Raw genomic sequence first — 14061 nt, forward strand, 5'->3', positions numbered from 1 at the left:
CCGGTATGAATCATCGCAAATTGCGGCAAATGTTCGATACTGTACGCGCTCTGAGTGGGTTGGGGCGGCAGAGGATTCACACAGCTTGGACTACGTCGTTGCCGGTTTTGGAATTGGCGCCATCCTGGCGCTGATCGGGTTTGCCCTTTGGGAGCTCTTTGGCACTGTCGAAGAGCCTGGTTCGAGTTGGTTGGGCCGTGCCGCGATCGGGTTGATGCTTGGCGCGCTGGTGATCTGGGCGGTCACCGGCGTTTCGCTCATCTCGCATGTCGATGATTCCACTGGTTCTCACCTGGTGCTGCTGACCACGCTGGTGACCCTGGTGGCGATCGCAGGAGGTTCGTTCTGGTACTGGCGCGCGGATCGGGCGCTGGCGGCTTCGCGGCCACGTCCTGCACGCGCTGCGTCGCGGCAGGCTGCCGCGGCTCCCGCCGTGATCGGCGATGTCGAACTGACGGAATGGGATAGCTGGCCAGAACGCGATGCCGGCAAGGGAAATGGAGCGGAAGACCGAGCCGGGACCGAAGCACCGCCGGTTGCGTTCGAGCCGGAGGTCGCCGTCGAAGCCGTTGCCGTCGAAGCAGCGGCCGCTGATAGCGCCGCCACTGGAGAGCCGAAGTCACCAGATTCGGTCGACCTACCTGCCATCGACGCGGCAAGCGGCGATTCGCCAGTCGATCAGGACGCTGCGTCCGAGCAACCGCTCCCCGCGAATGTCCGGCCGTTCCGCTCTCCGGTAGCGCCGCCGGCGCCAGAGGTGGCGGCTCCGGCCGAGGCGGTGGCCGTGGCGCCGACCGGCGACTCTGCGGAGAACGGCGATGTCGACCGACCTGGACCTATTGTCGAACAGGACGACGCTATCGTGGCCATGGCCGTCGATGAGCCCGATTCGGTTGCGGGCGAAAGCGCAGCAGCTCAACAGCCGGTTGCCAGTGAGATGGTGGATGCGCCCGTGGGATTCGAATCGTCGGTGCTCGCCGATATCGACGGTACATTGGCTGACGAAAACGGCGCCTACCGATCACCGCTGCTTTCCGATCTCGGTTCGGACCAACTCGAAGGAGTTGGCCTGGCGAAATGGCGTAGCGATGCCGCGTTGGTCGACGACGACGGCGAGCACGCCGATCAGCCGGCAGCTCGGCGATTCCGGCGCAAGTAGCGGCATCGTCACTCCGAACTGCCGCGGAACATGAACGAGGCGCCGATCGACCGGCGCCTTTGGTTTTCAGCCCACAGGAACAGTTGCTCAGCCGCCCAACGCCTGGAAGTACTCCGCGTACGCGAGCCGTGAAATCGCGACTTCCTCCGGGCGAATCCATTCGTTCGGCGCGTGGGCGCGGCTGCCGGGGAGTCCGAACCCGATGGTGACCGGGCCGATTCCGAGAATCTCCGTGAAGACATCAGTGATCGGCACGGTGCCGCCTGAACGCACCAACGCAGGCGACTCACCGACGACTGCAGTCAATACCGCCATCGCCTCGGCCATTCCGGGAGCGTCTTTCGAGAGCAAGGATGGGTTGGCCGATCCTTTGCCGGGAACCACTTCGATCGTCGCGCCAACCGGTGTGTGCCGCGCGATATGAGCCTCGATGAGCTTCAGGATCCTGGCGGGCCGCTGGTCGGGCACCAGTCGGCTGGTGATCTTGAGGTGCGCCTTGGCTGGCGTGACCGTCTTGCTCCCTTCGCCGGTGAATCCACCCCAGATGCCGTTGAAATCGATAGTAGGCCGGGTCCAGCGCAACTCCAGAACGGTGTAACCCGCCTCCCCAAGAATGGCCGTGACGCCGGCCTCTTCCATGAATTCCTCGTCGGAGCTCATCTCGGCAACTACGGCGATATCCTCGCGCTCCTCGTCCGTTAACGGCCGCACGTCATCGTAGAAGCCCTCGATGGCAACTGACCCATCGGGGTTGTGGAACGATGCCGCGAGCTCAGCAATGGCGCGCACGGCGTTGGGAACGGCGGCGCCATATGATCCGGAGTGCAGATCGGTCGAACTGGTCGTCAGATTGACCTGGCAACCGACCAGGCCCTTGACACCGATCGAGAGCGCCGGTTTCCCGACGCCCATCATGCCGCCGTCACCTGACATGATGAAGTCCGACTTGAGTTCGGACGCGTATTCGGCGACGACGTTTGGCAAGTTCGGGCTGCCGATCTCCTCTTCGCCTTCGAACAGCAGAATCAGGTTGATCGGCAGTTCACCCTTTGTCGCGGCCAGTGCTTCGATTCCCTGCAGGATGCCGAGCAGGTTCATCTTCATATCCGACGAACCACGGGCATAGATTCTGCCGTCGCGCTCGGTCGGCTCGAACGGATCGGAATCCCAGAGCTCGATCGGATCGACCGGCTGGACGTCGTAATGCCCGTAGATGAGCAGTGTCGGTTTTTCATTCGAGGTTTCCCACCGACCGTAGACGACCGGATGGAGCGGGGTTTCGATCAAGGAAACCTCGGTCACTCCTGCTTTGCGAGCGCGTTCCGCCACCCATTCCGCCGTCTTTCGCGTGTCAGCGGCGTGTTTCGGATCGGTGCTGACGCTTCGCATGCGCAGGAACTCGACGAGCTCGGCGTCGTACTGCGCGGCGTGCGCGTCGAGATACTCCCTGATGGTGGCGTTGGTCATTCCCTGCAGGTCCTTCCCGGAACGGCGTTGGTGTGGACGCCGGCGAATCTCGCGTCATGATGCCGCAAACAGTGCTCGCGCGGTTGCCGGCATCCGGGCGCGCCATTGCATGGAGCAAGAAAAGCAGACCCGCCATTCCTGCCGGGGCCCGGCTTCCGGGCCGAGGGAATCGGACACACGATCAGGCTGGGGTGAGGTCGACCTCGAGGAGCTCGTTGCTTGCGTTGCGGAGCTGGATGCGGTCGGCGAGGGACCAACCCGAAAGATCTCCGAGCGAAAGCGGCCGCGCGCCATCGACCTGCAAGCGCAGGAGACCGGCGGCAAACTCACGCGGCTCGACCGTAGTGACAAAATCGAGTTTTTCGATATGGCTTTTCAGCCCGAGCGCGGCAGACGCGCGTGGCACCCCATGCACCAGGAGGGTGGTGGTGGCAGTCGGTGAAAGCGTGCTCGCAGTTGGCGAGGCGACCGGCGGTGCTGCCGGCGCTTGCGAGACGACAGACTCCGCCATTTCCACAGCCGCAACGGTCTCGACGGTCTCGACCGGTTTCGGTGGTCTGGGCTTCGTTCGCGTCGCTGATGCAGCGTTGACCACCGCGGCAGCTTCGGGCGGCGCCTCGGTTGTCAGTCCGATGGCCGGCACCTCGCGTGATGCGCGCTGGGGAGCCGAACCGCTTTCCAGCTCATCGAGCGCTTCGGTTACGCGCCGGGCCAGTTTCTCGCTCTGGGATTGGAGCGCGGTCAAATCGTCGAGGACATCGGAAAGCACCGCGCGATACCTGCTCCGTTCGACGGCGAAATCGGAGTCGAGTCGGGCGGACGCTTCCTTGAGCAGGGCGCTGGACGATGCGATGTTCTGGCGAATGATCTCGTCGAACTGTTCGTAGAATGAAAGCCGCTCGCGGGCGAGATCGAGGTCGGTTTCGGCCTGGCTCTTGCTCTTGCTGGCGCTCATGCGTTGTCCCGATTCTGCACTATTTCGCTCACGATTGAACCCAATTTTCCGATTCTAGCACGGGATTTCGCGTACGCTCGCAGTGTTTCGCCGAGTTCGCGGCGAGCGCAATCACTTGTCCCGTACATATCCGCATTCGGTCAGTTTGCAGTAAGGCAACAGCTCTGCGAAACGAGCGTCGAAGGGGCTTGCCGGGAAATGCGCGCGCCGGTACGCTGCGCTCGATTGTCGAGCACTGGACGTTGGATTCTCGTAAGCAGCGGCAGGGGGGCATATGTCCAGGATCAGGGTAGGGGTGATCGGCTGCGGAGCGATTGCCCAGATTCAGCACCTCCCGCACTTGAAGGAGCTGCGCGGGGAATTCGAGATTTCGGCGCTGAGCGATATTTCGGCGAAGCTCCTCGCGGCTGTCGGCGCCGAATACGACGTGCCACCGGAACGGCAGTATCTCGACTACCACGAACTGGTGGCCAGTGAGCTCGATGCGGTAATCGTCTGCTCTTCTGGCTCACATGCCGGCCCGAGCATCGCTGCCGCTCAGGCCGGAAAGCACGTTCTGGTGGAAAAACCGATGTGCACCACCGTGCGCGAGGCCAGGGAGATGGTCGCTGCGGCGGAGACCGCTGGTGTCGTCCTGATGGTGGCGTACATGAAGCAGTACGAACCTGCGTATCGCTACGCGCGCGAACGGGTGCGGGAGATGAGCGATGTTCGGTTCATTCAGGTCAACCATCTTCATCCCGACAACAGCCTGCACATCTCCGAATTCGATGTTCTGCGGTTCGACGATTACCCCGCGAGCGCGCTCGAGGCGACCCAGGCCGAGCATCGCGCGCTGATTGCCGAAGCGATCGGCTATCCCGGTGGGGATGCCGTACCACCCTCGATGGAGTACGCCTATTCACTCATCCTCGGCAGCATGATCCACGACATCGGCAATTTGCATGGAACCTTTGGACCGCCGACTGCGGTGCTCAGCACCGAAATCTGGGCCGAGGGTCACGGCATTTCCACGGTGTTGGCTTATGACGACGAGAAGCGAGCCGTCTGCACGTGGGTCGACTTGCCCGACCTGTGGGAATTTAAGGAGACGATGGAGGTCTATGGCTCACGTGAACGGGTCATCGCATCGTTCCCAACCGGGTTTGCGCGTGGGTTGCCGTCGACGGTGTCGGTTCATGGTATGGACAGCGACCGTCTGCCATGGCGCAAGGAGTTGAGCTGGCACGACAACCCGTTCAAGCTCGAGCTGCAGCATTTCGGGGCGTGCATTCGCGAAGGCAAGCGACCAGAAACCGACGGCCGCAGCACGATTCATGACATTTCGCTCGTACGGGAGATCGTGCTCGCGTACCTCGGCAAGACGGAGATTCGGCATGAGCATTGAGGTCTTCGATTGCCGCAGCGATGTGCGCAATGTGGTGATCACACCGGAGATCCGCTCGCGGTTCCTTCGCATGGAACCGGGAGAGGTCGCGGTGCGCCATTCGCACGATCTGGGGCATGAGGTTTTTCTCATTCTGGAGGGGGAGTGCGAATTCGAGATCGATGGCGAGCGCGCGGTGCTTGGCCCTGGCCAGATGTGCTTTGCGCGACGCGATCAGATGCACCAGGTGCGCACGGTCGGTGATGTTCCGATGACGATGTATCTCTCGGTCACTCCGCATATCGACCCGACGCACACGTTGTGGAACGAAGATGGCGAGAAACTGCCCTACCACTACGGCGGCGCCACGATCAACGAGCGAGCCGCGCAAGCGGGATCAGACATCGATCTGGCGGAGCTTGGTCAACGCCATCGCGCAGCCGCGCGCGCTCTGGAAGTTGCCGCTCGCGCCAATACTGAAGCGCAGCTGGCAGGTATCGATGCGTTGACCGAGGCCATGAGTGCTGGTGACCGTGCTGCAGTGCGCGCTGCCGTGGATGCAATGTGGGCGCCGCTCTTCCAGACCTATCGGGCACTGCTCGATCTCAGCGAAACCTGGAACACGCTCGCGCCGGAGGCCGGAGCTCCGATCGAAGAATAGGGTCGTCACGATTTGAGAGTGAACGCCGTTCCTGGCGTGTTCGGGCGTAGCGGCGACTGCGCTCATCACGACTTGACGGTTTGCGCCAATATGTCGTGTCACGTCACCTACAATTCCCTGTATGAGTGATCTTCTCCAACTCGCCCGCGAGCGGGTAGTCGTTTACGACGGCTCGATGGGCGCCACCATTCTCAACATGCAGCTCACCGCCGAGGACTATGGCGGCAAGGAGGGATGCAACGACTACCTCGTGATGGTGCAACCGCACATCATCGAAGGGATTCATGCGTCCTATCTCGAGCTCGGCGTCGATGTCATCGAAACCGACACCTTTGGCGGCAGTCTGATCAAGCTCGAAGAGTATGGGCTTGGTGAGCAGACCTATGAGCTGAATCGCACCGCCGCTGCCCTGGCGCGCAAGATGGCGGACGAGTATTCGACTGCCAGCCAGCCGCGCTATGTTGCTGGCTCGATCGGTCCGACGGGACTCTTGCCCGCTTCCGAAGATCCGATGCTGGGCAATCATCGCTTCCTCGAAATCGTGGATCTCTTTACCGACCAGATTCGGGGGTTGATCGACGGCGGCAGCGACATTCTCATCATCGAGACCGTCCAGGACATTCTCGAACTGAAGGCAGCGATCTATTGCGCCATGAAGTTGCGGGAAGCCGGTGGCCGGGCGGTGCCGATTCATGCCTCGCTGACACTCGATACCTCGGAGCGCATGCTGCTTGGCACCGATATTGCCGCGGGGCTGAGCATTCTGGAGCATCTGCCGGTCGATTTCATCGGATTGAATTGCTCGACCGGTCCCGAGCACATGCGCGAACCGGCAAGATACCTGGGCGAGCACAGCACCAAACCGGTGGCGATCATTCCCAACGCCGGGATACCGATCAATCAGAACGGTTTGGCAGTCTTCCCGCTCGAACCAGACTCGATGGCGCGCCAGTTGCGCGAAATGACCGAGAGTTTCCAGGTCGGTATCGTTGGCGGCTGCTGCGGCACGACTCCCGAGCACCTGAAAGAGACGCTGCGGGAGGTCGGTAAACGCCCGGTGACGTTGCGGCCGGAATCGCCGCGACGGCAGATCGCATCGATGATCCGCGCGGTCGACCTCACCCAGGAACCCGCGCCGATGATCGTTGGTGAGCGGCTGAATGCGCAGGGTTCGCGCAAGGTCAAACGGCTGGCGCTGGCGGACGACTTCGACGGCATGGTGGCGATCGGGGTCGAGCAGGTCGAGGAAGGCGCGCACGCGCTGGACGTGTGTATGGCGCTCACCGAGCGCGCCGACGAGCAAGAGATCGTGCGCACGCTGGTAAAGAAACTCGCGCTCAATGTCGAGGCCCCGTTGGTGATCGACTCGACCGAGGCCGGCGTGATCAAGGACGCGCTCGAGCAGTATCCGGGCCGGGCCATCGTCAACTCGATCAATATGGAAAATGGCCGAACGCGCATCGATTCAGTCATGCCGTTGGTCAAGGACCATGGCGCGGCGGTGGTTGCGTTGACCATCGACGAAATCGGCATGGCGAAGACTCGCCAGCGCAAGCTGGACATTGCCCAGACCATCTACGACATCGTCACCCAGGAATATGACTTGCCGGGTGATTCCTTGATCTTTGATGCCCTGACGTTCACGCTGGCGACCGGTGATCCCGAGTTCAACGAATCCGCCATCGAAACGATCGAGGGCATTCGCGCGATCAAGGCGGCCATGCCCGAGGTCTATACGATCCTGGGCGTCTCGAACGTCTCGTTCGGGCTCAGCCAACCGGCACGGCGCGTGCTGAATGCGGTTTTCCTCTATCACTGCGTGGAGGCCGGACTCGATCTCGCGATCATCCATCCGTCCCATGTCATCCCCTTCGCCGAGATCCCCGAGGAAGAGCGCAAGCTCGCCGAAGACCTGGTCTTCTACCGGCGGCCGGAAGCGTTGCAGGAGTTCATTCAGTTCTTCGAAGGACGAGAGGACGTCGCGGCCAGCGGCGGACCCGACCCGATGGCGGGCATGACCGTCCGCGAACGGTTGCACTACCGCATCGTCTATCGCAAGAAAGAGGGCGTCGAGGCCGATATCGACCAGGCAGTGGCCGAAGCAGGCGATCCGGTCGATGTGCTGAACAACGTGTTGCTTCCGGCGATGAAGGAAGTCGGTGACAAGTTCGGCGCTGGCGAGCTGATCCTGCCATTTGTGCTGCAATCGGCCGAAGTCATGAAACGCGCGGTCGCCCAGCTCGAGACCTATATGGAACGGGTCGAGGGGGCGTCCAAGGGGGTGGTCGTGCTGGCCACGGTCTATGGCGATGTGCATGACATCGGCAAGAACCTGGTCAACACCATTCTGAGCAACAACGGCTACACCGTGCACGATCTCGGCAAACAGGTGCCGGTGACCAGAATCATCGAAAAAGCCGTCGAGGTCGATGCGACTGCGATCGGGCTTTCGGCGTTGCTGGTGTCCACGAGCAAGCAGATGCCGCTTTGCGTCGAGGAACTGCGGCATCGGGATCTTCATTTCCCGGTGATGATCGGCGGGGCAGCGATCAACCGCCCCTATGCCCAACGGACGCTGTTCGCCGGTGGCGACGGCGCCTATGAGTCCGGTGTCTTCTACGCTAAGGACGCGTTCGAGGGGCTTTCGATCATGGATCGCCTGATCGTGCCCGAAGAACGTTCGAAACTCCTTGCCAAGACGGTAGAGGATGCGACCAGAGCGCTCGACAAGCCGATGCGGCAGTCGTTCACCCTGCAGGAAGAGCTTCTGCAGGTGGCGGAATCGACGGTGCCGCTGGCGCCGATCGTGACACCGCCGTTCTGGGGCGTCATCGAACCGACCGATTTCACCCTGGCCGATGTCTGGCCGCATCTCGATCTGAAGACGCTCTTCCGGCTGCACTGGGGTGGCAAGGGCGTCAAGGACGACGAGTGGGTCGAACTTCTGCGCGAAGAGTTCCATCCGCGGTTGCAGCGCATGCAGGCCGACGCCGAGGAGAACGGCTGGCTGGAGCCTCGGGTGCGCTATGGGTATTTCCCGGTCAACCGCGACGGGAATGACGTCGTCTTCTTCGATCCGAACGACCCGGAACAGGAAGTCGGCCGGATGACCTTCCCGCGCCAACCGGCACGCGAGCGGCTCTGTCTGGCGGATTATTTCGCGCCAATCGAGGTGGGCGAACGCGACACCGCCGTGCTGCAGATCGTGACTGCCGGGAAGAAAGCAACCCAGCGAACCGAGGCGCTGCAGGCCGCGGGCGATTACTCCGAGAGCTACTTCACGCACGGGCTGAGTGTGCAAACCGCAGAGGGACTGGCCGAATACGTCCACCAGCGGGTGCGGGCGGAGATGGGAATCGGCCCGGAACAGGGGAAACGCTACTCGTGGGGCTATCCGGCCTGCCCTGACCTGTCGCATCATGAATTGGTCGAGAAGCTGCTGGATGCGCCCTCGATCGGCGTCAGGCTGACCGAGGGTTTCCAGTTCGATCCGGAACAGACGACTGCGGCCATCGTGGTGCATCATCCGGCCGCGAAGTACTACGCTATGCTCCGCGCCGGCGGGGATGAGTGATTCCGCCGGCTTGTGGCCCCAACCAATTGACCTAAGACGATGAATCGAAAGAGAGCAATCCTGTGAGCGAGCGATCGTTCTACATCACGACCGCGATCGACTATCCGAATGGGGAGCCGCATATCGGGCATACGCTCGAGAAGGTGTCCGCCGACGTAGTTGCGCGCTATCACCGGCTGTTGGGCGACAACACCGCGTTCTGCATGGGGCTGGACGAGAACAGCCAGCACATCGTGCGGGCGGCGAAGGAGAACAACGTCTCGCCCCAGGTGTGGACCGACCTGATGGACGAGAAGTTCACCCGGGCCTGGAACGCGCTGGAGATCAGCGTCGATGCCTGGACCCGCACCACCGAGCCGCGGCACATGCGCGCATCGGTGGAGCTGTTCGAGCGCGCGCAGCAGAACGGCGACATCTACAAGCATGTCTACGCCGGTTGGTATTGCCCGAATTGCAACAACTACTACACCGACGCGGAGCTGGTCGACGGGCGTTGTCCGAACCATCCGTCCATAACGCCGGACTGGCTCGAAGAAGAGAACTACTTCTTCGCGTTGAGCAAGTACGAAGACAAGCTGCGCGCGCATTTCGACGCGCACCCGGAGTTCGTTACGCCCGCGTCGCGCTTCCCGGAGATGAAGGCGCTGCTCGAATCCGGTCTGAAGGATTTCTCGGTCTCACGCCGTGTGCGCGACGGTAGCGATGCCTGGGGCATCCCCGTGCCGGGCGATCCGGGCCAAGTGATGTATGTCTGGTTCGACGCGTTGACCACATATCTCACCGCGGTTGGATTCCCGGACGACATGGAACGATTCAACACGTACTGGCCAGCCGATTCGCAAGTGATCGGCAAGGACATCACGCGCTTCCATTGTCTCTATTGGCCGGCAATGCTGATGTCGGCCGGACTGCCATTGCCACGGCGTATCGTGGTGCACGGCTTTCTGACGCTCGAAGGTCAGCGCATCTCGAAAACCACCGGCAATGTCATCGATCCGGTCGAGCTCGCGGAGGAGTTTGGGCCGGATCCGATCCGGTTCTACCTGACGCGCGATACCTCCTTTGCATCCGACGGCGATTTCTCGCGCGCCAATCTGATTCGCCGCTACAACGACGATCTGGGCAACGATCTCGGCAACCTGCTCAATCGCATCGTGGCGATGATCGGCCGGTATCGTGAGGGAGCGATTCCGGCGCCTGGTGAGGACGGGGAGATCGAGCGGGCGTTGCAGGCGGTCGCCGCTGAGGCGACCCGCGTTTCCGCCGAGCAGATCGAGAACTGGGAACTGAACGTCGCGCTGGAGAGCATCTGGGTGCTCGTGCGGCGGGTGAACCAGTATTTGGAAGAACGCAAGCCCTGGACGCTAGCCAAGGACCCGGAGAAGGCCAGGGAGCTCGACACCGTGCTCTGGTCAGCGGCTGAGGCGACACGTATTGCCGGGCTGCTCCTGGCGCCTTACATCCCGATGACAAGCGACAAGCTGATGGATCAGCTCGGGCTCGATCCGGTGGCCGCGGGTGATCTGGTGTCGAAGATCGGGTGGGGGAGCGTCGAGCTTGACTCGGTGCGGCCGGCAGGACCGTTGTTCCCGAAGTGGGAAGAGTAGGGCCGAGTCCGCTCGGATGCTCGGGGACCGCGCATCGAGACCCCGCGCGGTCCCACCGTTGAAACGCTGGGCTAAACTCCTCGGCAATCAGCCGATCTGCTTGTCAGACGCGATCAACCTGTTGCTGAAGACTCGATTCTCCATTTCCTATTTCCTATCTCCCATTTCCTATTCGTGTTTCCACCATCGTCTCCGAACCTCGGACCACCCAGAAACACGAAACGCCCGGTGCATTTGCACCGGGCGTCCGCTCTGTTTCGATCGCTGCCGAGGCATACCAGCTTGGCCGCGATCGTAGGCCAGGCGTCGGAGAGGAATTGTAGTGAAGCGATCGTAGACACCCCGGAGGGTATCGATACGACGCGTGGTGGAGGGAAATGAGAGGTATATCTTGCCAGGCGACCGGCTAACGTCGCCCAAGGCGGCTAAGGGAAAGTACCTCCGCGGGTCCAGCATGACTGCGTGAACGTGATTCCCGCGTGGTGGCTCGATTGGGCAGCGCCCAAGAGCCAATCGACTCACTACGTGTCGTCTCAGTTGTTAAGGTCAGCTGAGGCCCGAACTCCGTTGTCCGCCACTCTTCGTTTGCTAACGTGTCATCACTATAACACAGTTTCGTGATATGTGCATAGTCCGTGTGACAACGTCGACAATTGCAATGTTACCTAATTTCCTGCCCGGAACTGTAACGCACGCGCGACGTCGTCCAGGCGCTTCTTGTCGATCTCGTAATACTTCATCCCGCCGCGGGGCCGGACCCGAACCAGGCCCGCTCGTTCCAGCAGTGAGAGATGCCGCGATACCGCCGATTGCGCGATATTGAGGCGACCGACGATTTCCTGCGCATAGAGCTCCCGAGCGGAAAGGAGATCGAGAATCCGGAGCCGGTTCGAATCTCCGAGCGCGCGCAGAGCATCGAGAAACTGATCGTCGGTCAAGTCGATCGTGGCTTCGTTTACTTGACGCAGCGCATGCCCGTTTTGTGAGATGGCAGCACGCGACCGGTTGATGAACTCGGGGGCGGCGAAGAAGACGATGAGCTGCGGCGGATAGAGGATGTAGCTGACGAAGTTGTTCAGATAGTAGGAGGGGCAGAACGTCACCGTCTCGATGTCGTTCAGGCGGCTCACCAATGGCGCCGGCAGACGGTTGCCGGTGAGCTCGGGAAAGGCAAGACCGAATCCCTGGCTTGTCGTCTTGGCGGCCAGCTCGCCGGCTTTCTCGAGGATCTCATGATGCTTGGCATAGTCGGCCGCGTACCCTGCATCCCAGACACCCTGAATGAGCCCTATGGTGCGGCGTTTCAGGTCGGCCGGGTCGAGCACGAGCGCGTAGACATCCTCTGGCGAGGCGGTCGTCAGCGCAGGCAGCACGTATTCGCGCCAGGCGCGCGCGTCGCTCAGGGGCGGTGTGGTGGCGCCGGTCTGCAAATCCTGATGCACCCGCTGCAGGGAATGGAACGCCATCTCCCGGTAGTCTTCGGGAGAGAGTTGCTTCAGGAAGTGCTTGAACTCGTCGAAACTCGAGTTCTTCCGTTCAGGGCGCAGCGGCTGGAAGCGCATCGACGGCTCTTCCATGTAGTAAAGGAGCCGTCCGGAAAATCCATGCAGCAGATCGAGGTCGCTCTGGATCGGATCGGAGAGGGCGCGCCTGGCGGCGACCAGTGACGGATGGAGCCCGCTTCCAGGCACAGCCCGGTAGACGAGCGACATGTACGAGACCAAGTCGACCGGTAACGACACCGCGTACTTGATCTGGAAGGTCGGCCGGCCGAGAACGAGTTCACCCATACTGCATCCAGAGGCGATGCGGCGGAACGCCGCTCGTTTGACATAGCGTTATGAGTATATCGGCATCGAAATGTGCAGGTCAAGCATTCTTCCTGAGGCCAACGGCTCCACGCCACTCCCTGGCTGCGAACTGACGATGCGCTATCGGTCAGCGCGCGATCTATTCGGCAGGAATGACGTAGTCCTCGCGTGGCGGCGCGAAGACATCGACGACAAGGCAGCCCTCTGGTCCCGCGGTCGCGCCATGCACGGCGTTCGGTGGCGCGATGTAGACATCGCCAGCGCGCAAAGCGCGGGTTTCGCCATCGATGGTCATATGGATAAGGCCCTCGATCACCGTGCCACCCTGTTCGTGCGGATGCGCGTGAAGCGGAACCTCGGCGCCTGGATCGATGCGCACGAAGTTGATCATCATCCTCGACCCAGCCGCCGGCCACATGGTGACGCCGGGCAACGGGCTCAGGCTGGGCATCTCGTCGATCGTTCCCCAGTAGGTTGGGGGCACGTTTTCGTCGCTGGGCATTGGGGTTACTCCCGGTAGGGCCGAACGGTCGCAGGAGCCGATTGTAGATGAGCGATCCACGCACCACGGACCAGGCGAACGGGTTGCTCGATCTGGAGACTTCGGCGGAGCTGTTGCTGGATGCGGCCTCGGCTGGCCGGTTCGAGAGCGAGCTTGCGCGTTTGCTGTCCGACCTCGATCGTTCGTCCGAGGCGCGCGCGCCCGTCGACGACTTTCGTTTTCGCATGCTGATGTTCGATGTGGCGATCGTGTCGACGAACGACCCAGCGCTCCGGTGCGAACGGGCCGAAGACATGCTGAGTTCCGCGGTTGCGGCGGGCGAACCGGCCTGGTCGGCGATTCGGTCCTCGAGCCGGCTGGACGAGATCGAAATGCTGGCGACCGAACATGAGACCGGGTTTTCGCTATTGGAGCTGCTGGCGTATTCCACCGACGCCGGAATGCGGTCGTTTGCGGTCAGCCACATCGAGGCCGTAGGCATGCAACAACTCGATCGGGGAGCCGACAGCCGGAGTTGCGAGCGATTACTCCACGCAGTTGGCGCGTCACCCGAAGCGTATCGGCTCGAGGCGGATCGGAAGATGCGCCGGACGATCTCCTTTGACGATGATGTGCCGGGTGAGTTGCCTGACATGCTCGCCAATCGAACGATCGCACTCGCGGGAGGTCATGCCCAATTGCGCGTCACCGCGGCCGCGCTGCTACAACGACATGGCATCGAAGTCGCGTCGATACCCTCCTCGCGCGAGGCAGTCCGGCGGGAGCGGGACATCGTGCAGGTCTTGCAAGGGTGCGATCTGGCGGTCGTGCTGGTGCGTCTGATCACGCACAGCACCAGCGACCAGGTCAGGAGAGGGGCAGCGCGCATGGGCGTGCCGGTGCTCTTTTCGAACGCGCAAAGCGCAGTTTCCGTCGAGCGGCAGTTGCTCGACTACAGCGGATGGTCGAGAAAGGAGTAG

At 62.0% G+C, this 14061-nt stretch carries 10 protein-coding genes; 6 read left to right on the top strand and 4 right to left on the bottom strand.

The features are described from left to right. Positions 1 to 85: 85 nt before the first annotated feature. A complete protein-coding gene (locus tag R2855_01580) occupies positions 86 to 1159 on the top strand; it encodes a hypothetical protein (protein ID MEZ4529694.1) in 1074 nt (357 codons plus the stop codon). 87 nt (positions 1160 to 1246) lie between these two features. Here the strand turns inward: R2855_01580 and R2855_01585 are convergent, their stop codons facing one another. Both R2855_01585 and R2855_01590 read right to left on the bottom strand, forming a co-directional pair. Further along, entirely contained in the window at positions 1247 to 2626 is a 1380-nt protein-coding gene (locus tag R2855_01585) for a dipeptidase (GenBank protein MEZ4529695.1), read from the bottom strand. A gap of 181 nt (positions 2627 to 2807) precedes the next feature. Then, positions 2808 to 3581 (bottom strand): hypothetical protein, encoded by a 774-nt coding sequence (locus R2855_01590; protein MEZ4529696.1) that lies wholly within the window; start codon positions 3579 to 3581, stop codon positions 2808 to 2810. A gap of 295 nt (positions 3582 to 3876) precedes the next feature. On the opposite strand from R2855_01590, the gene R2855_01595 reads away from it, so the two are divergent. The 4 genes from R2855_01595 to metG all read left to right on the top strand — a co-directional run bounded on the left by R2855_01595 (position 3877) and on the right by metG (position 10789). Beyond that, complete coding sequence (locus R2855_01595) at positions 3877 to 4968, top strand: Gfo/Idh/MocA family oxidoreductase (protein ID MEZ4529697.1); 1092 nt, start codon at positions 3877 to 3879, stop codon at positions 4966 to 4968. Further along, positions 4958 to 5608 (top strand): cupin domain-containing protein, encoded by a 651-nt coding sequence (locus tag R2855_01600; GenBank protein MEZ4529698.1) that lies wholly within the window; start codon positions 4958 to 4960, stop codon positions 5606 to 5608. Before R2855_01595 ends, R2855_01600 begins: the two co-directional genes overlap by 11 nt. Positions 5609 to 5729: 121 nt before the next feature. Then, complete coding sequence (gene metH, locus R2855_01605) at positions 5730 to 9182, top strand: methionine synthase (protein MEZ4529699.1); 3453 nt, start codon at positions 5730 to 5732, stop codon at positions 9180 to 9182. A 62-nt stretch (positions 9183 to 9244) separates the two neighbouring features. Further along, entirely contained in the window at positions 9245 to 10789 is a 1545-nt protein-coding gene (metG, locus tag R2855_01610) for a methionine--tRNA ligase (GenBank protein MEZ4529700.1), read from the top strand. Positions 10790 to 11454: 665 nt separating this feature from the next. On the opposite strand, the gene R2855_01615 is transcribed toward metG, so the two are convergent. Together R2855_01615 and R2855_01620 are read right to left on the bottom strand one after the other, a co-directional pair. Next, positions 11455 to 12579: a metalloregulator ArsR/SmtB family transcription factor gene (locus R2855_01615; protein ID MEZ4529701.1), complete on the bottom strand. Its 1125-nt coding sequence runs from the start codon at positions 12577 to 12579 to the stop codon at positions 11455 to 11457. 160 nt (positions 12580 to 12739) lie between these two features. Then, positions 12740 to 13102: a cupin domain-containing protein gene (locus R2855_01620; protein ID MEZ4529702.1), complete on the bottom strand. Its 363-nt coding sequence runs from the start codon at positions 13100 to 13102 to the stop codon at positions 12740 to 12742. A 47-nt stretch (positions 13103 to 13149) separates the two neighbouring features. Between R2855_01620 and R2855_01625 the strand changes: the two genes are divergently transcribed. Next, positions 13150 to 14061, top strand: coding sequence for a DUF2325 domain-containing protein (locus tag R2855_01625; GenBank protein MEZ4529703.1), 912 nt, complete (start codon positions 13150 to 13152; stop codon positions 14059 to 14061).

The organism is Thermomicrobiales bacterium (assembly GCA_041390825.1).
Taxonomy (GTDB): domain Bacteria; phylum Chloroflexota; class Chloroflexia; order Thermomicrobiales; family UBA6265; genus JAMLHN01.